The organism is Pseudomonas sp. SDO5215_S409 (assembly GCF_054071325.1).
On the sequence record NZ_JBSVWN010000006.1, the window covers coordinates 12,137 to 28,071 of the forward strand.

Sequence of the window (15,935 nt, forward strand, 5' to 3'; positions counted from 1 at the left end):
CCGACAACGCTTTCCCCCTTGACCCCAACCCCCACCAGCGCCACTCTGACGCCACTTTTACGCGCCCCCATTTGCCAGAGGAAATCCCCCATGAGCGTTCGTGTCGGCATTGTCATGGACCCCATCGCCCACATCTCCTACAAAAAGGACAGCTCGCTGGCCATGTTGCTCGCCGCCCAGGCCCGTGGCTGGACGTTGTTCTACATGGAGCAGCGCGACCTGTACCAGGGCGACGGCCAGGCGCGCGCGCGGATGCGCCCGCTGCAGGTGTTCGCCAACCCGGACAAGTGGTTTGAGCTGCAAGACGAGGTCGATCGCCCGCTGGCCGACCTGGACGTGATCCTGATGCGCAAGGATCCGCCGTTCGACATGGAATTCGTCTACACCACCTACCTGCTGGAGCAGGCCGAAACCGCCGGTGTGTTGATCGTCAACAAGCCGCAGAGCCTGCGCGACTGCAATGAAAAGCTGTTCGCCACCCTTTTCCCACAGTGCACGCCGCCAACGGTTGTCAGCCGCCGCGCCGATGTACTGCGTGAATTTGCCGCCAAGCACGGCGACGTCATCCTCAAGCCGCTGGACGGCATGGGCGGCACGTCGATCTTCCGTCACCGCGCTGGCGACCCGAACCTGTCGGTGATCCTGGAAACCCTGACCGCACTGGGCACGCAGCAGATCATGGGCCAGGCCTATATCCCGGCGATCAAGGACGGCGACAAGCGCATCCTGATGATCGACGGCGAGCCGGTGCCTTACTGCCTGGCCCGCATTCCGGCAGCGGGCGAAACCCGCGGCAACCTGGCAGCCGGTGGTCGGGGTGAAGCACGCCCTCTGACAGAAAAAGACCGTTGGATTGCAGAGCAAGTCGGCCCAACCCTGCGGGAAAAAGGCCTGTTGTTCGTAGGCTTGGACGTAATCGGTGAAAACCTCACCGAAATCAACGTCACCAGCCCCACCTGCATTCGTGAAATTGATAATGCCTTCGGCACCAACATCGGCGAACTGCTCATGAAGGCGATCGAGCAAAAGCTTCAAGCCGCAGGCGCCAAGCAACCGGCCTGAAGCCCACCCCACAAAGCTTGCAGCTTGTAACTTGTCGCTTGAAGCTAAAAACCAACATTGCGTTATCATGCCGAACCTCGATACACGCGATGTTGGTTTTTATGCCCCTGCCGTCCGACCTGCCCCCCGAACTCTCCCACAGCGGCGTGCGCCCGGCTGATCGGCTCGGCTTCACCCTGTTCATGGCGGCGCTGATCCACCTGGCACTGATTCTCGGCCTGGGTTTCACCTTTGCCGAACCCAAGCAGATCAGCAAAACCCTGGAAATCACCCTTTCCACCTTCAAAAGTGAAAAAAAGCCGGAAAAAGCCGACTTTCTCGCCCAGGACAACCAGCAAGGCAGCGGCACGCTGGATAAAAAAGCCGTGCCCAAGACCACCGAAGTGGCGCCTTTCCAGGACAACAAGGTCAATAAAGTCACCCCGCCGCCCACACCCAAGCCCGAGGTGAGGCAGGCTGCGCCCAAGGCCGCCGTGACCACCGTCGCGCCCAAGCCGCAAAAAGCCGCGACCCAGCGCGAGAAGACCCACACGCAACCTGCGCCCACACCGCCTGCGCCGTCCTTTGACAGCTCGCAGCTATCCAGCGAGATCTCCAGCCTGGAAGCCGAACTGGCCCACGAGCAACAGCTGTACGCCAAACGCCCGCGCATCTACCGCCTCAACGCCGCCTCGACCATGCGCGACAAGGGCGCCTGGTACAAAGACGAGTGGCGCAAGAAGGTGGAGCGCATCGGCAACCTGAACTACCCCGACGAAGCGCGCCGCCAGCAGATCTACGGCAATTTGCGACTGCTGGTGTCGATCAACCGCGACGGCTCCTTGTATGAAGTGCAGGTGCTGGAGTCTTCCGGCCAGCCGTTGCTCGACCAGGCCGCGCAACGCATCGTGCGCCTGGCCGCGCCCTTCGCGCCGTTTACCGGCGACCTGAACGACATCGACCGCCTGGAAATCATCCGCACCTGGCGCTTCGCCAAGGGCGATCGGCTGTCCAGCAATTGAGGGACATGGTCACTTCCCGTACATCCCCGGCTTGTCAGTTGTGCCCTGCGCCGCCACACTAGCGCGCATGAAAAACGTCAGCCCGACTTACCTCAAGCACCAATTCCTGATCGCCATGCCCCACATGGCCGACCCGAACTTTGCGCAGACCTTGACCTACATCGTCGAGCACACGGCCAATGGTGCCATGGGGCTGGTGGTCAACCGCCCGCAGGACTTGAACCTGGCCGATATCCTGGAGCAATTGCGCCCCGACATCGACCCGCCCGCCCGGTGCAAGGCGGTGCCGATCTACGTCGGCGGGCCGGTGCAGACCGACCGGGGTTTTGTGTTGCACCCCACCGGGCCGAAATTCCAGGCCACCGTCGACCTGGACGGGCTGTCCTTGTCCACCTCCCAGGATGTGCTGTTCGCCATCGCCGATGGCGCAGGCCCGGCGCACAGCCTGATCACCCTGGGCTACGCCGGTTGGGACGCGGGGCAACTGGAAGCGGAACTGGCGAGCAACGCCTGGCTGAGCTGCGCGTTTGACGCCGACATTCTGTTCAACACCCCCAGCGAGTTGCGCCTGGAAGCGGCCGCCGCCAAGTTGCACGTCAACCTCAGCCTGCTGACCAGCCAGGCAGGGCACGCCTGATGGCTTTGCGTCTGATCCTGGGTTTTGACTACGGCACCAAGCAGATCGGCGTGGCCGTGGGCCAGGTGATCACCGGCCAGGCCCGCGAGTTGTGCACCCTCAAGGCCCAGAACGGCGTGCCGGACTGGAACCAGGTCGAAGCCCTTATAAAGGAATGGAAACCCGACGCCGTGGTGGTCGGCCTGCCCTTGAACATGGACGGCACCCCCAGCGAGATGTGCCTGCGCGCCGAAAAGTTCGCCCGCCGCCTCAATGGCCGTTACAACCTGCCTTTTTATACCCATGACGAGCGCCTCACCACCTTTGAAGCCAAAGGCGAGCGCCTCACCCGAGGCGGGCAAAAAGGCAGCTACCGCGACAACCCGGTCGACGCCATCGCCGCCGCCCTGTTGCTGCAGGGTTGGCTGGATGAAAACACCGCTTTATTTGAATCCTGACTGACGCGGCTTGCCGCGTCTTTTTACGTTTGAGCCCGGACCTTGCCCACGCCAAGGCCTTGAAGGAGCCACCATGAGCCTGCCAAACCCCGCCCACCTGATCAGTCAGATGGCGACAAGTCTCAACGCCCATCTGCAGCACCGTGCCATCAGCGAGCCGCGCTTCATCGGCATTCGCACCGGCGGCGTCTGGGTGGCCCAGGCGTTATTGCAAGCGCTGGGCAGCGACGCACCGCTGGGGACGCTGGACGTGTCCTTCTACCGTGATGACTTCAGCCAGAACGGCCTGCACCCGCAGGTACGCCCGTCGGCCCTGCCGTTTGAAATCGAAGGCCAGCACCTGGTGTTGATCGACGATGTGCTGATGAGCGGTCGGACCATTCGCGCTGCCATGAACGAATTGTTCGACTACGGCCGCCCGGCCAGCGTGACCCTGGTGTGCCTGCTGGACCTGGACGCCGGCGAATTGCCGATCAGCCCGGACGTGGTCGGCGCCACCCTGTCACTTGAGCCCCACCAGCGGGTAAAATTGTCCGGTCCCACGCCGCTCGAACTCGAACTGCAAGACCTTGCCCCTTAAACCGCCTTGTAAAGAGTCCCCGCGATGACGCCTCTAGATGCCAAGCGCCCGCTGCAGCTCAATGCTCAGGGCCAGTTGCAACACTTCCTGTCGCTTGACGGTTTGCCCCGCGAACTGCTCACCGAAATCCTCGACACCGCCGACTCGTTCCTTGAAGTCGGCGCCCGGGCGGTGAAAAAAGTCCCGTTGCTGCGCGGCAAGACCGTGTGCAACGTGTTCTTCGAGAACTCCACCCGCACCCGCACCACCTTTGAACTGGCGGCCCAGCGGCTGTCGGCAGACGTGATCACCCTGAACGTGTCCACCTCGTCGGCCAGCAAAGGCGAAACCCTGCTCGACACCCTGCGCAACCTGGAAGCCATGGCCGCCGACATGTTCGTGGTGCGCCACGGCGACTCCGGCGCTGCACACTTTATCGCCGAGCACGTGTGCCCGAACGTGGCCATCATCAACGGCGGCGATGGCCGCCACGCCCACCCGACCCAGGGCATGCTCGACATGCTCACCATTCGCCGGCACAAGGGCAGCTTTGAAAACCTCTCGGTGGCCATCGTCGGCGACATCCTGCACTCGCGGGTGGCGCGTTCGAACATGCTCGCGCTCAAAACCCTGGGGTGCCCGGACATCCGCGTGATCGCGCCCAAAACCCTGCTGCCCATCGGCATCGAGCAGTACGGCGTCAAGGTCTACACCGACATGGCCGAAGGCCTGAAGGATGTGGACGTGGTGATCATGCTGCGCCTGCAACGCGAGCGCATGGCCGGTGGCCTGTTGCCAAGCGAGGGCGAGTTCTACCGCCTGTTCGGCCTGACCACGGCCCGCCTGGCCGGGGCCAAGCCGGACGCGATCGTGATGCACCCGGGGCCCATCAACCGTGGGGTGGAGATTGAGTCGGCGGTGGCCGACGGCGCCCAGTCGGTGATCCTCAACCAGGTGACCTACGGCATCGCCGTGCGCATGGCCGTGCTGTCCATGGCCATGAGCGGGCAAACCGCGCAACGTCAATTCGAGCAGGAGAACGCCCAGTGAAGCTCAGCATTCTCGGCGCCCGCGTCATCGATCCGGCCAGCGGACTGGACCAGGTTACCGACCTGCATCTGGACGCAGGCAAAGTCATCGCCCTCGGCGCCGCGCCAGCCGGTTTCAGCGCCACGCAAACCCTGGACGCCAAAGGCCTGGTGGCCGCGCCCGGCCTGGTGGACTTGAATGTGGCCCTGCGCGAGCCGGGCTACAGCCGCAAAGGCAGCATCGCCAGCGAAACCCGCGCCGCCGCGGCCGGTGGCGTGACCAGTCTGTGCTGCCCGCCGCACACCAAACCGATCCTGGACACTTCGGCCGTGACCGAGCTGATCCTGGACCGCGCCCGTGAGGCCGGCAACTGCAAGGTGTTCCCCATCGGCGCCCTGAGCAAAGGCCTGGAAGGCGAGCGACTGGCAGAGCTGGTGGCCCTGCGCGACGCCGGCTGCGTGGCGTTCGGCAACGGCCTGGACAGTTTTGGCAATACCCGCACCCTGTGCCGCGCGCTGGAATATGCGGCCACGTTTGACCTGACGGTGATTTTCCACTCCCAGGACCGCGACCTGGCCGAAGGCGGCCTGGCCCACGAAGGCGCCACCGCGAGCTTCCTCGGCTTGCCAGGCATTCCAGAAACCGCCGAAACCGTGGCCCTGGCCCGCGACCTGCTGTTGGTGGAACAAAGCGGCGTACGCGCGCACTTCAGCCAGCTGACCAGCGCCCGGGGCGTGGCCCTGATCGCCCAGGCCCAGGCCCGTGGCTTGAAGGTGACCGCCGATGTGGCGCTGTACCAGTTGATCTTGACCGACGAAGCGCTGATCGACTTCTCCAGCCTGTACCACGTGCAACCGCCGCTGCGCACCCGCGCCGACCGCGACGGCTTGCGCGCGGCGGTCAAGTCCGGGGTGGTGTCGGCGATTTCCAGCCACCACCAGCCCCACGAGCGCGATGCCAAGCTGGCACCCTTTGGCGCGACCGAGCCAGGCATCAGCAGCGTGGAGCTGTTGCTGCCCCTGGCAATGACGCTGGTGGAGGACGGCCTGCTGGACTTGCCCACGCTGCTGGCGCGCTTGAGCGCCGGGCCTGCGCAGGCATTGCGCCTGCCCGCAGGCACCTTGGCGGTGGGCTCGGCGGCAGACCTGGTGTTGTTCGACCCGAGCCGCTCCACCGTCGCCGGGGAGCAGTGGCTGTCCAAAGGTGAAAACTGCCCGTTCATCGGCCACAGCCTGCCGGCGAGCGTGCGCTACACCTTGATGGACGGCCGGATCAGCTACCAGGCCTGAGGCGTCAGGCGGTCAATGGGCGGGCGAGCCTCACCCATTGACCGTGCCCGGCCCTAGCGCCGGTTGGCATTGCCCTCTGACACCTGCGTGTTGAGTGTCCAGAAGTCATACAGCACGCCCAGCAGGAACAGGCCACCGGTGAGCAGGTAGAGGATCCCCGAGATCCACTTGCCCTGGTACATACGGTGCAGGCCAAGGGTGCCCAGGAAGGTCAGCAGGATCCACGCCACGCTGTATTCGATGGGGCCTGCAGTAAAACGCAGGTCGGCTTCGCGGTCCATGGCGGGGATCAGGAACAGGTCGATCAGCCAGCCGATCCCGAACAACCCGAAGGTGAAAAACCACAGCGTGCCGGTGATCGGCTTGCCGTAGTAAAACCGGTGAGCGCCGGTAAAACCGAAGATCCACAACAGGTAGCCGATCAGTTTGCTGTGGGTGTCTTGCGGGTAGTCTGCCTGTTGATAGGTGTTCATTAACGACCCCTTTTGCCTCGATAGATAAATATTTCTGGTTTCTTTGTGACTTTTTTACGGGCGCCCGACGAGCGGTAAATGGTATCTTCCCTTCCCTCAAAGCCTTGTACCGCTTGACGTGTGTAGGACAATCGCACCAATGCAGCCTGATTTTCCTGCCCTTGACCCCGAAGTCAAGTCGATAAACGGCCTGAGAAAGACCCAAAAAGCTGTTATAAAGTTGCGCGCAAACCTATATGAGCCACGCCTGATGCGATCATTTTTTAAGACATGGCTAACCATTTGCCTTTTAATGCCATTGGCCGCCCACGCCACCAATCGTGAGCAAAGACTTCCAAACGTTAACGGCTTCACCCCTAAAGTGCATGCGGCCACCAGCACGGCCAAGTCGGTCAAGCTGACCGTCCAGCGCCCGACTCAAGTGAGCAAGGCCCACGGTAAAGCCAGCCACACACAATTGGCGGTCAACGCTAAACAGAGCAGCAACGTGTTGAGCCGCGCCGTTAATGTGCTGGGTACACCTTATCGTTGGGGCGGTAGCAGCCCAAGTAAAGGGTTCGACTGCAGCGGTTTGGTGAAATATGCGTTCAACGACGTGAAAGCGGTGGATTTGCCGCGCACGTCCAACGCCATGGCCGCTGGCCACGGCTTGAAAGTGGAGCGCAAGGACCTGAAGCCGGGTGACCTGTTGTTCTTCAAGCTCAAGAGCCGCCAGGTGAACCACGTTGCCATCTACCTGGGCAACGACCGGTTCATACACGCACCACGGCGTGGCAAGTCGGTGACCATCGACACGCTGAAAAAGCCGTTCTGGGACAAGAACTACGTGATCGCCAAGCGGGTTCTGCCTAAAGACCAGAACAACCTGCGGGTCGTGCAACGCTGATTCCGTATAGAAGGTGGGGGCTGGTTAACCAGCGCCCACCGTTGGCTACGCCCTAGATCGCCTCCGGAACCCTCGCCTTCTCCCGCGCCTGCTCACGGCTGACCACCCTCTGGTTGACCAGCGCCCGCAAGCTCATGTCCAACGTCTTCATCCCCAACGCCCCGCCCGTTTGAATCGCCGACATCATTTGCGCCACCTTGTCCTCGCGGATCAGGTTACGAATGGCTGGCGTGCCCAGCATGATTTCGTGCGCGGCCGCCCGGCCACCGCCGATTTTTTTCACCAGCACCTGGGACACCACCGCCTGCAACGACTCGGCGAGCATCGAGCGCACCACGGATTTTTCGCCCGCAGGGAACACGTCCACCAGGCGGTCCACGGTTTTTACCGCCGAGGCGGTGTGCAAGGTGCCAAACACCAGGTGCCCGGTTTCTGCCGCCGTGAGCGCCAGGCGGATGGTTTCCAGGTCACGCAGTTCGCCCACCAGAATCACGTCCGGGTCTTCGCGCAGGGCCGAGCGCAGGGCGTTTGAAAAGCTGTGGGTGTCACGGTGCACCTGGCGTTGGTTGATCAGGGCGTTCTTGGGGTGGTGGATAAACTCGATGGGGTCTTCCAGCGTGAGGATGTGCTGGCGGCGGTGGGTATTGAGGTAATCGATCATGGCCGCCAGCGTGGTGGACTTGCCGGAGCCGGTGGGCCCGGTCACCAGCACCAGGCCCCGGGGCAGCTCGGCGATACGTCGGAACACCTCGCCCAAGCCCAGGCTTTCCAGGCTCTGTACCGCAGTCGGCACGGTACGAAATACCGCCCCCATGCCCCGGTGATGCTGGAACACGTTCACGCGAAAGCGCGCAACGTCCGCCAGTTCAAACGAAAAATCCGTTTCCAGAGATGTTTCGAAATCGTTTTGCTGGTGCAGGGTCAGCAAAGGGCTGAGCAAGTCGTGTATTTGCGCCGGTGCCAGCACCGGCCAGTCCAGGGGCCACACCTCACCATCGATCCGCAACATCGGCGCCAACCCAGCCGACAGGTGCAGGTCTGAAGCGCCCCGGCGCACGCTTTGCACCAGTAATTCAGTGATATCCATAGGGCTTTCCATTTCCAGTAGAATGCCGCGGACTCCATATCCACGGGCGCAACTTGAATGTCGACCATAGCAGACAACATCGGCCAGGTTAGCGAGCGGATCCGCGCCGCCGCCCTCGCCGCTCAGCGCGACGAAAGCAGCGTGCACTTGCTGGCCGTCAGCAAGACCAAACCCGCGCAAGCCGTGCGCGAGGCCTACGCCGCCGGGATGCGGGACTTTGGCGAGAACTACCTGCAAGAAGCCCTGAGCAAGCAGGCGCAATTGTGCGACTTACCCTTGAGTTGGCACTTCATCGGCCCCATTCAATCGAACAAGACTCGCGCGATCGCCGAGCACTTCGCCTGGGTGCATTCCGTGGACCGCCTGAAAATTGCACAACGCTTGTCCGAACAACGCCCGGCTGACCTGCCGCCGCTGAACATCTGCATTCAGGTCAACGTCAGCGGCGAAGCCAGCAAGTCCGGCTGCACCCCGGCCGACCTGCCCGCCCTGGCCCATGCCATCAGCGCCCTGCCGCGTCTGGCGCTGCGTGGCCTGATGGCCATTCCCGAGCCGACCGACGACCGCGCCGCACAAGACGCCGCATTCGCCCGTGTGCGCGACCTGCAACACCGCCTGAACCTGGGGCTGGACACACTTTCCATGGGCATGAGCCACGACCTTGAGTCGGCCATTGCCCAAGGCGCTACCTGGGTGCGGATCGGTACTGCCCTGTTTGGCGCCCGCGACTACAGCCAGCCATCAAATGGCTGACCTCCAACTGAGTAAGGACCTGTCATGAGCAACACGCGTATTGCCTTTATCGGCGCCGGGAACATGGCGGCCAGCCTGATCGGCGGCCTGCGGGCCAAGGGCCTCGAAGCCGAGCAGATCCGCGCCAGCGACCCGGGCGCCGACACCCGCGCCCGCCTCAGCGCCGAGCTGGGGATTGAAACCTTTGCCGACAACGGCGAGGCCATCCAGGGTGTGGATGTGATCGTGCTGGCGGTCAAGCCGCAGGCCATGAAAGCCGTGTGCGAAGGCCTGCGCCCACACCTTGCGCCCACGCAACTGGTGGTGTCGATCGCCGCGGGTATCACCTGCGCCAGCATGAAGGCGTGGCTGGGCGAGCAGCCGATCGTGCGCTGCATGCCCAACACCCCGTCGCTGCTGCGCCAGGGCGTGAGCGGCCTGTACGCCACCGCCCAGGTGAGCGCGGCCCAACGCGATCAGGCGCAAACGCTGCTGTCTGCCGTGGGCATCGCACTGTGGCTGGAGCAGGAGCAGCAACTGGACGCCGTCACCGCGGTGTCGGGCAGCGGACCTGCGTACTTTTTCCTGCTGATCGAAGCCATGACCGCCGCAGGCGTGAAACTGGGCCTGCCGCCGGAAACCGCCGCGCAACTGACCCTGCAAACCGCCCTGGGCGCCGCGCACATGGCCGTGAGCAGTGACGTGGACGCTGCCGAACTGCGCCGCCGCGTCACCTCGCCAGGCGGCACCACGCAGGCCGCCATCGAGTCGTTCCAGGCGGGTGGTTTTGAGGCGTTGGTGCAAACCGCATTGGGCGCTGCCGCGCACCGCTCGGCCGAAATGGCCGAACAATTGGGTAAATAAGGAGCCAATATGATTGGTTTGAACACCGCCGCCGTTTACGTCCTGCAAACACTGGGCAGCCTGTACCTGCTGGTCGTGCTGATGCGCTTCGTGCTGCAACTGGTGCGTGCCAACTTCTACAACCCGCTCTGCCAGTTCGTGGTCAAGGCCACCCAGCCGCTGCTCAAGCCGCTGCGCCGGATTATCCCGAGCCTGTTCGGCCTGGACATGTCCTCGCTGGTGCTGGCGATTCTGGTGCAGTTGGTGTTGATGGCGTTGACCTTACTGCTGACCTACGGCACCACCGGCAACTTCGTACAGCTGTTGGTCTGGGCGATCATCGGCGTGACCGCGCTGTTCCTGAAGATCTTCTTCTTTGCCCTGATCATCAGCGTGATTCTCTCGTGGGTCGCGCCGGGCAGCCGTAACCCGGGTGCGGAGCTGGTCAACCAGATCTGCGAACCGGCCCTGGCGCCGTTCCGCCGCCTGCTGCCCAACCTGGGCGGCCTGGATATTTCGCCGATCCTGGCGTTTATGGTGCTCAAGTTGCTGGACATGTTGGTGATCAACAACCTGGCCGCCATGACCGGGATGCCGGAAATCCTGCGACTGCTGATCTAACCTGCCCCCCTGTGGGAGCGGCGCGCCCGCTCCCGCATTTTTTGTCCCGCCCCCTGGATGCAAATCCCCGCCTGCCTTTGCTTGCCGCTACGTGCCGCGCTCTTTAGACTTACGCCTCATTTAAACGAGAGCAGGGTCGATGTCAGCTGCCTTTCCCCCCGATTCTGTTGGACTGGTCGTGCCCCAAGTGGCGCACTTCAGCGAACCGCTGGCCCTGGCCTGCGGCCGGTCGCTGCCCGCCTACGACCTGGTCTATGAAACCTACGGCCAACTGAACGCCACCGGCAGCAATGCCGTGCTGATCTGTCACGCGCTGTCGGGCCATCACCATGCCGCCGGTTTCCACAGCCCCGAGGAGCGCAAGCCCGGCTGGTGGGACAGCTGCATCGGCCCGGGCAAGCCGATCGATACCCGCCGGTTCTTTGTGGTCAGCCTCAACAACCTCGGCGGTTGCAACGGCTCCACCGGCCCCAGCAGCCTCAACCCGGACACCGGCAAGCCGTTCGGCGCCGAGTTCCCGGTGGTCACGGTGGAAGACTGGGTACACAGCCAGGCCCGCCTGGCCGACGTGCTGGGCGTCCGCCAATGGGCGGCGGTGATCGGCGGCAGCCTGGGCGGCATGCAGGCGCTGCAATGGACCATCAGCTACCCGGACCGCGTGCGTCACTGCCTGGCCATCGCCTCGGCCCCCAAGTTGTCGGCGCAAAACATCGCCTTCAACGAAGTGGCGCGCCAGGCGATCCTCACCGACCCCGAGTTCCACGGCGGCTCGTTCCAGGAACAAGGCGTGATCCCCAAGCGTGGCCTGATGCTGGCCCGCATGGTCGGGCACATCACCTACCTGTCGGATGACTCCATGGGCGAGAAATTCGGCCGCGGCCTCAAGAGCGAAAAGCTCAACTACGACTTCCACAGCGTCGAGTTCCAGGTGGAAAGCTACCTGCGTTATCAGGGCGAGGAGTTTTCCGGGCGCTTTGACGCCAACACCTACCTGCTGATGACCAAGGCCCTGGACTACTTCGACCCGGCGGCCAACTTCGACGACGACCTGGCGAAAACCTTCGAGGCCGCCACGGCCAAGTTCTGTGTGATGTCGTTCACCACCGACTGGCGCTTCTCGCCAGCCCGCTCCCGTGAGCTGGTGGACGCCCTGATGGCGGCGCGCAAGGACGTCAGCTACCTGGAGATCGACGCCCCGCAAGGCCACGACGCCTTTCTGATCCCGATCCCGCGCTACTTGCAGGCTTTCAGCCATTACATGAACCGCATCGAACTGTGAGAACGCCATGAGAGCCGACCTGGAAATCATCCAACACTGGATCCCCGCCGGTAGCCGCGTACTCGACCTCGGTTGCGGCGATGGCGAACTGCTGAGCTGGCTGGCGGCCAACAAACAAGTGACCGGCTACGGCCTGGAAAACGACGCGGACAACATCGCCCAATGCGTGGCCAAGGGCGTGAACGTGATCGAGCAGGACCTGGACAAGGGCCTGGGCAACTTTGCCAGCAACAGCTTTGACATCGTGGTCATGACCCAGGCGCTGCAAGCGGTGCACTACCCGGACAAGATCCTCGACGAAATGCTGCGCGTGGGCCGCCAGTGCATCATCACCTTTCCCAACTTCGGCCACTGGCGCTGCCGCTGGTACTTGGCGAGCAAAGGCCGCATGCCGGTGTCGGAATTCTTGCCGTACACCTGGTACAACACGCCGAACATTCACTTTTGCACCTTTGAAGACTTCGAAGAGCTGGTGCGCGAGCGTGAAGCCAAAGTCATCAACCGCCTGGCCGTCGATCAACAACACCGCCATGGCTGGGCGAGTAAGCTATGGCCCAACCTGTTGGGCGAAATCGGTATCTACCGGGTCAGCAGTCCGGGCCTGACGGACCATCACGTTGCCGTCTAATCATTTACAAGGAGGACGATCATGAGTCGCCTTGCCACATTTCTACTGACTGCATGCCTGAGCGTCAGCGCCGTTGCCGCCGATGCCATCGACAGCAATCGCCAGCGGGCCTTCGGTGATATCACCGTGCACTACAACACCCTCACCACCAGCTTTTTGCCCGAAGAGACGGCCCAGGCCGCCGGTATCGTGCGCGACAAGAACGTGGGCATGCTCAACGTCTTCGTCAACAAGGGCATCGCGCCCATCGAGGCGACCGTCACCGGTTCCATCAAGGACCTGGGCGGCAAGAGCCAGATACTGACCTTCAAGAAAATCACCGAGAAGGGCACCACCAATTACGTGGCCCAATACCCGGTGCCGCAGCGGGAAGTGAAGATTTTCACCATCAACGTTGAAACCGGCGGCAAGGCCCACGGCTTCAGCTTTAACCAGGAACTGTTCCCGGCCCCATGATGAACCTGACCCAACTGGTGCTGGCCAGCCATAACGCCGGCAAGCTCAAAGAACTCCAGGCCATGCTTGGCGACTCGGTGCAACTGCGCTCCATCGGCGAGTTCAGCCAGGTGGAACCGGACGAAACCGGGCTGTCGTTTGTCGAGAACGCCATCCTCAAGGCCCGCAATGCCTCGCGCATTTGCGGCCTGCCGGCGCTGGCGGACGACTCGGGCCTGGCCGTGGACTTTCTCGGCGGCGCGCCGGGCATCTACTCGGCGCGCTATGCCGACGGCAAAGGCGATGCGGCCAACAACGCCAAGCTGCTGGAGGCGCTCAAAGACGTGCCGGACGCCGAGCGCGGCGCGCAGTTTGTGTGCGTGCTGGCCCTGGTGCGTCACGCCGACGACCCGTTGCCTATTCTGTGCGAAGGCCTGTGGCACGGGCGCATCCTGCACGCCGCCAGTGGCGAGCATGGCTTTGGCTACGACCCGTTGTTCTGGGTGCCCGAGCGCAACGTGTCCAGCGCCGAGCTGAGCCCGGCCGACAAAAACCAGATCAGCCATCGCGCCCGCGCCATGACCCTGCTGCGCCAGCGCCTGGGCCTGCAATGACCCAGAACACCTCTGCGCAGCCACTGATCCACGGTGGCGCGCAAACACCCCGGGCGGCCCTGCCCCACCTGCCGCCCCTGGCGCTGTACATCCACATCCCGTGGTGCGTGCGCAAATGCCCTTATTGCGACTTCAACTCCCATTCGGCCAGCGCCGTGCTGCCCGAACAGGACTACGTGGACGCGCTGCTCGCCGACCTGGACCAGGACCTGCATGCGGTCTACGGGCGCCGCTTGAGTTCGATCTTCTTTGGCGGCGGCACCCCGAGCCTCTTCAGTGCGCAGGCCTTGGGCCGCTTGCTGGACGGTGTGCAAGCACGCATCCCGTTTGCCGACGACATCGAGATCACCCTGGAAGCCAACCCCGGCACGTTCGAGCAAGAGAAGTTCGTGGCGTACCGCAAGCTGGGGATCAACCGGTTGTCCATTGGTATCCAGAGCTTCCAGCAGGAAAAACTCGAGGCGCTGGGGCGCATCCACAACGGTGACGAGGCCGTGCGGGCAGCGGGCATGGCACGCCAGGCCGGGTTTGATAATTTCAACCTGGACCTGATGCACGGCCTGCCCGACCAGTCCCTGGAAGACGCCCTGGACGACCTGCGCCAGGCCATCGCCCTCAAGCCGACGCACCTGTCCTGGTATCAGCTCACCCTGGAGCCCAACACCGTGTTCTGGAACCAGCCACCGGAGCTGCCGGAAGACGACACCCTGTGGGACATCCAGGAAGCCGGGCAGGCGCTGCTCGCCGAACACGGCTACGCCCAGTACGAAGTCTCGGCCTACGCCCAACCGGGTCGCCCGGCGCGGCATAACCTCAATTACTGGAGTTTTGGCGACTTCATCGGCATCGGCGCAGGCGCCCACGGCAAGCTCAGCCACCCGGACGGGCGTATCGTACGCACCTGGAAAACCCGCCTGCCAAAGGACTACCTCAACCCGGCCAAAAACTTCCAGGCAGGCGCCAAAACGCTGACCTGCGAAGAACTGCCTTTCGAGTTCCTGATGAACGCCCTGCGCCTCACCGACGGCGTCGACGCCACGCTGTACGCCGGGCGCACCGGCCTTGAACTGCAAAGCCTGGACGAAGCCCGCCGGGACGCCGAACAAAGCGGCCTGATGCAGGTCGAACCGTCACGCTTGGCGGCCACCGCCCGCGGCCAACTCTTTCTCAATGACCTGTTGCAGAAATTTTTGAGCTGATCGCTCTTAAGGAAATCAAATGGATCTGGTACTCGACCTGCTCGCCACCGTGTCCCGCTGGAGCCGCAGCAACCTGTCGGAAATATCCCTGGCCCTTGTGGGCTGCTTGCTGGTGCTGTTCGGCGCCGACATCAAGGGCTGGGTCGAAGCCCGCCTGGGCAGCATCGCAGGCGCCTTGCGCGTGCCGCTGATGGCGCTGGTGTGCATGATCGGCAGCGGCGCAGCGTTGATCTACGCCACCCCGTGGATCGTTCGCGGGCTGAGCCAGTTCAACAACTACAGCCTGGCGCCGGTGTTGTTGGTGGTGCTGGTGTTGATTGGCGTGGTTGCCGACCGCCGCTAACACGGTAAAACAGACGGTGGGAGCGGCGCTCCCACAGTGTTTGAGCGGGTTACGCCAGTTTTTCGAACTTCAAGTCCCACACACCATGCCCCAGGCGCTCGCCACGGCGTTCGAACTTGGTGATCGGCCGTTCGGCCGGGCGCGGCACGCATTGGCCGTCTTCGGCCAGGTTGCGGTAGCCCGGGGCCACGTTCATCACTTCCAGCATGTATTCGGCGTACGGTTCCCAGTCGGTGGCCATGTGCAGGATGCCGCCCACTTTCAGCTTGCTGCGCACCAGTTCGGCAAACGAGGCCTGGACGATGCGGCGCTTGTGGTGGCGGGCTTTGTGCCAGGGATCGGGGAAAAACAGCATCAGGCGGTCGAGGCTGTTGTCGGCGATGCAGCGGTTGAGCACTTCGATCGCGTCGCAGTCGTACACGCGCAGGTTGGTCAGGCCTTGGGTGAGCACGCCGTTGAGCAACGCGCCCACACCCGGGCGGTGCACTTCCACGCCGATGAAGTCCTGCTCGGGCGCCGCGGCGGCCATTTCCAGCAGGGAGTGGCCCATGCCAAAGCCGATCTCCAGCGAACGCGGGGCCGAGCGACCGAACACCTGGTCATAATCCACCGGCGCATCGGCCAGCGGCAGTACGAACAGCGGCGTGCCTTGCTCCAGGCCTTTTTGCTGGCCTTCGGTCATGCGCCCGGCGCGCATCACAAAACTCTTGATACGGCGGTGCTTGGACTCGTCAGTGGCGTCCAGGGTGTCCGGTGTTTCGTTTGATTCAGTCATCAATAG

The 15,935-nt window shown here is 63.3% G+C and carries 20 protein-coding genes; 17 read left to right on the top strand and 3 right to left on the bottom strand.

Annotated elements, in window-relative coordinates:
* The first annotated feature begins 90 nt into the window (after nt 1-90).
* The 7 genes from gshB (at nt 91) to ACW9H9_RS04925 (ending at nt 6,014) form a co-directional block, all read left to right on the top strand.
* Nucleotides 91-1,062 (top strand): glutathione synthase, encoded by a 972-nt coding sequence (gene gshB / locus ACW9H9_RS04895; RefSeq protein WP_457342030.1) that lies wholly within the window; start codon nt 91-93, stop codon nt 1,060-1,062.
* Nucleotides 1,063-1,163: 101 nt separating this feature from the next.
* Nucleotides 1,164-2,063, top strand: a complete 900-nt coding sequence (locus tag ACW9H9_RS04900) for an energy transducer TonB (protein WP_457342031.1) — start codon at nt 1,164-1,166, stop codon at nt 2,061-2,063.
* A gap of 67 nt (nt 2,064-2,130) precedes the next feature.
* Nucleotides 2,131-2,700: a YqgE/AlgH family protein gene (locus ACW9H9_RS04905; RefSeq protein ID WP_457342032.1), complete on the top strand. Its 570-nt coding sequence runs from the start codon at nt 2,131-2,133 to the stop codon at nt 2,698-2,700.
* Nucleotides 2,700-3,137, top strand: a complete 438-nt coding sequence (gene ruvX, locus ACW9H9_RS04910) for a Holliday junction resolvase RuvX (protein WP_457342033.1) — start codon at nt 2,700-2,702, stop codon at nt 3,135-3,137. The genes ACW9H9_RS04905 and ruvX overlap by 1 nt, the downstream gene beginning before the upstream one ends.
* A gap of 73 nt (nt 3,138-3,210) precedes the next feature.
* Nucleotides 3,211-3,717, top strand: a complete 507-nt coding sequence (pyrR, locus tag ACW9H9_RS04915) for a bifunctional pyr operon transcriptional regulator/uracil phosphoribosyltransferase PyrR (RefSeq protein WP_457342034.1) — start codon at nt 3,211-3,213, stop codon at nt 3,715-3,717.
* 24 nt (nt 3,718-3,741) lie between these two features.
* Nucleotides 3,742-4,746 (top strand): aspartate carbamoyltransferase catalytic subunit, encoded by a 1,005-nt coding sequence (locus tag ACW9H9_RS04920; protein WP_457342035.1) that lies wholly within the window; start codon nt 3,742-3,744, stop codon nt 4,744-4,746.
* The gene (locus ACW9H9_RS04925) at nt 4,743-6,014 is read left to right on the top strand and encodes a dihydroorotase (RefSeq protein ID WP_457342036.1); all 1,272 of its coding nucleotides are present in this window, start codon (nt 4,743-4,745) and stop codon (nt 6,012-6,014) included. Before ACW9H9_RS04920 ends, ACW9H9_RS04925 begins: the two co-directional genes overlap by 4 nt.
* A gap of 53 nt (nt 6,015-6,067) precedes the next feature.
* Here ACW9H9_RS04925 and ACW9H9_RS04930 read toward each other — a convergent pair whose 3' ends face one another.
* On the bottom strand, nt 6,068-6,487 hold the full coding sequence (locus ACW9H9_RS04930) for a TM2 domain-containing protein (protein WP_457342037.1): 420 nt from the start codon (nt 6,485-6,487) through the stop codon (nt 6,068-6,070).
* 250 nt (nt 6,488-6,737) lie between these two features.
* Between ACW9H9_RS04930 and ACW9H9_RS04935 the strand changes: the two genes are divergently transcribed.
* Nucleotides 6,738-7,373 (top strand): C40 family peptidase, encoded by a 636-nt coding sequence (locus ACW9H9_RS04935; protein WP_457342165.1) that lies wholly within the window; start codon nt 6,738-6,740, stop codon nt 7,371-7,373.
* Between the two features lie 52 nt (nt 7,374-7,425).
* On the opposite strand, the gene ACW9H9_RS04940 is transcribed toward ACW9H9_RS04935, so the two are convergent.
* Nucleotides 7,426-8,460 (bottom strand): type IV pilus twitching motility protein PilT, encoded by a 1,035-nt coding sequence (locus tag ACW9H9_RS04940; RefSeq protein WP_457342038.1) that lies wholly within the window; start codon nt 8,458-8,460, stop codon nt 7,426-7,428.
* Nucleotides 8,461-8,517: 57 nt separating this feature from the next.
* Between ACW9H9_RS04940 and ACW9H9_RS04945 the strand changes: the two genes are divergently transcribed.
* The 9 genes from ACW9H9_RS04945 to ACW9H9_RS04985 all read left to right on the top strand — a co-directional run bounded on the left by ACW9H9_RS04945 (nt 8,518) and on the right by ACW9H9_RS04985 (nt 15,154).
* Nucleotides 8,518-9,213: a YggS family pyridoxal phosphate-dependent enzyme gene (locus tag ACW9H9_RS04945; protein ID WP_457342039.1), complete on the top strand. Its 696-nt coding sequence runs from the start codon at nt 8,518-8,520 to the stop codon at nt 9,211-9,213.
* A gap of 24 nt (nt 9,214-9,237) precedes the next feature.
* Nucleotides 9,238-10,056, top strand: coding sequence for a pyrroline-5-carboxylate reductase (proC, locus tag ACW9H9_RS04950; protein WP_457342040.1), 819 nt, complete (start codon nt 9,238-9,240; stop codon nt 10,054-10,056).
* A gap of 9 nt (nt 10,057-10,065) precedes the next feature.
* Nucleotides 10,066-10,656: a YggT family protein gene (locus ACW9H9_RS04955; protein ID WP_457342041.1), complete on the top strand. Its 591-nt coding sequence runs from the start codon at nt 10,066-10,068 to the stop codon at nt 10,654-10,656.
* A 139-nt stretch (nt 10,657-10,795) separates the two neighbouring features.
* Nucleotides 10,796-11,935, top strand: coding sequence for a homoserine O-succinyltransferase MetX (gene metX, locus ACW9H9_RS04960; protein ID WP_457342042.1), 1,140 nt, complete (start codon nt 10,796-10,798; stop codon nt 11,933-11,935).
* Between the two features lie 7 nt (nt 11,936-11,942).
* Nucleotides 11,943-12,563 carry a methionine biosynthesis protein MetW gene (gene metW / locus ACW9H9_RS04965; RefSeq protein ID WP_457342043.1) on the top strand — a complete coding sequence of 207 codons (621 nt, stop codon included), beginning with the start codon at nt 11,943-11,945 and terminating at the stop codon, nt 12,561-12,563.
* A 21-nt stretch (nt 12,564-12,584) separates the two neighbouring features.
* Entirely contained in the window at nt 12,585-13,019 is a 435-nt protein-coding gene (locus ACW9H9_RS04970; RefSeq protein WP_457342044.1) for a DUF4426 domain-containing protein, read from the top strand.
* Nucleotides 13,016-13,612 carry an RdgB/HAM1 family non-canonical purine NTP pyrophosphatase gene (gene rdgB / locus ACW9H9_RS04975; protein ID WP_457342045.1) on the top strand — a complete coding sequence of 199 codons (597 nt, stop codon included), beginning with the start codon at nt 13,016-13,018 and terminating at the stop codon, nt 13,610-13,612. Before ACW9H9_RS04970 ends, rdgB begins: the two co-directional genes overlap by 4 nt.
* Nucleotides 13,609-14,811: a radical SAM family heme chaperone HemW gene (hemW, locus tag ACW9H9_RS04980; RefSeq protein WP_457342046.1), complete on the top strand. Its 1,203-nt coding sequence runs from the start codon at nt 13,609-13,611 to the stop codon at nt 14,809-14,811. Before rdgB ends, hemW begins: the two co-directional genes overlap by 4 nt.
* 19 nt (nt 14,812-14,830) lie before the next feature.
* Nucleotides 14,831-15,154, top strand: a complete 324-nt coding sequence (locus ACW9H9_RS04985; RefSeq protein WP_003213776.1) for a DUF3392 domain-containing protein — start codon at nt 14,831-14,833, stop codon at nt 15,152-15,154.
* 49 nt (nt 15,155-15,203) lie between these two features.
* Here the strand turns inward: ACW9H9_RS04985 and trmB are convergent, their stop codons facing one another.
* Nucleotides 15,204-15,929, bottom strand: coding sequence for a tRNA (guanosine(46)-N7)-methyltransferase TrmB (gene trmB, locus ACW9H9_RS04990; protein WP_457342047.1), 726 nt, complete (start codon nt 15,927-15,929; stop codon nt 15,204-15,206).
* Nucleotides 15,930-15,935: the final 6 nt, after the last annotated feature.

Bases quoted from the DNA above. Each gene is read 5' to 3' on its own strand.
- ACW9H9_RS04940 (WP_457342038.1), bottom strand. From the start codon at position 8,460: ATGGATATCACTGAATTACTGGTGCAAAGCGTGCGCCGGGGCGCTTCA.
- gshB (WP_457342030.1), top strand. From the start codon at position 91: ATGAGCGTTCGTGTCGGCATTGTCATGGACCCCATCGCCCACATCTCC.
- trmB (WP_457342047.1), bottom strand. From the start codon at position 15,929: ATGACTGAATCAAACGAAACACCGGACACCCTGGACGCCACTGACGAG.
- ACW9H9_RS04970 (WP_457342044.1), top strand. From the start codon at position 12,585: ATGAGTCGCCTTGCCACATTTCTACTGACTGCATGCCTGAGCGTCAGC.
- ACW9H9_RS04900 (WP_457342031.1), top strand. From the start codon at position 1,164: ATGCCCCTGCCGTCCGACCTGCCCCCCGAACTCTCCCACAGCGGCGTG.
- ruvX (WP_457342033.1), top strand. From the start codon at position 2,700: ATGGCTTTGCGTCTGATCCTGGGTTTTGACTACGGCACCAAGCAGATC.
- pyrR (WP_457342034.1), top strand. From the start codon at position 3,211: ATGAGCCTGCCAAACCCCGCCCACCTGATCAGTCAGATGGCGACAAGT.
- ACW9H9_RS04985 (WP_003213776.1), top strand. From the start codon at position 14,831: ATGGATCTGGTACTCGACCTGCTCGCCACCGTGTCCCGCTGGAGCCGC.
- proC (WP_457342040.1), top strand. From the start codon at position 9,238: ATGAGCAACACGCGTATTGCCTTTATCGGCGCCGGGAACATGGCGGCC.
- ACW9H9_RS04930 (WP_457342037.1), bottom strand. From the start codon at position 6,487: ATGAACACCTATCAACAGGCAGACTACCCGCAAGACACCCACAGCAAA.
- ACW9H9_RS04945 (WP_457342039.1), top strand. From the start codon at position 8,518: ATGTCGACCATAGCAGACAACATCGGCCAGGTTAGCGAGCGGATCCGC.
- metW (WP_457342043.1), top strand. From the start codon at position 11,943: ATGAGAGCCGACCTGGAAATCATCCAACACTGGATCCCCGCCGGTAGC.
- metX (WP_457342042.1), top strand. From the start codon at position 10,796: ATGTCAGCTGCCTTTCCCCCCGATTCTGTTGGACTGGTCGTGCCCCAA.
- ACW9H9_RS04905 (WP_457342032.1), top strand. From the start codon at position 2,131: ATGAAAAACGTCAGCCCGACTTACCTCAAGCACCAATTCCTGATCGCC.
- ACW9H9_RS04920 (WP_457342035.1), top strand. From the start codon at position 3,742: ATGACGCCTCTAGATGCCAAGCGCCCGCTGCAGCTCAATGCTCAGGGC.
- rdgB (WP_457342045.1), top strand. From the start codon at position 13,016: ATGATGAACCTGACCCAACTGGTGCTGGCCAGCCATAACGCCGGCAAG.
- ACW9H9_RS04955 (WP_457342041.1), top strand. From the start codon at position 10,066: ATGATTGGTTTGAACACCGCCGCCGTTTACGTCCTGCAAACACTGGGC.
- hemW (WP_457342046.1), top strand. From the start codon at position 13,609: ATGACCCAGAACACCTCTGCGCAGCCACTGATCCACGGTGGCGCGCAA.
- ACW9H9_RS04935 (WP_457342165.1), top strand. From the start codon at position 6,738: ATGCGATCATTTTTTAAGACATGGCTAACCATTTGCCTTTTAATGCCA.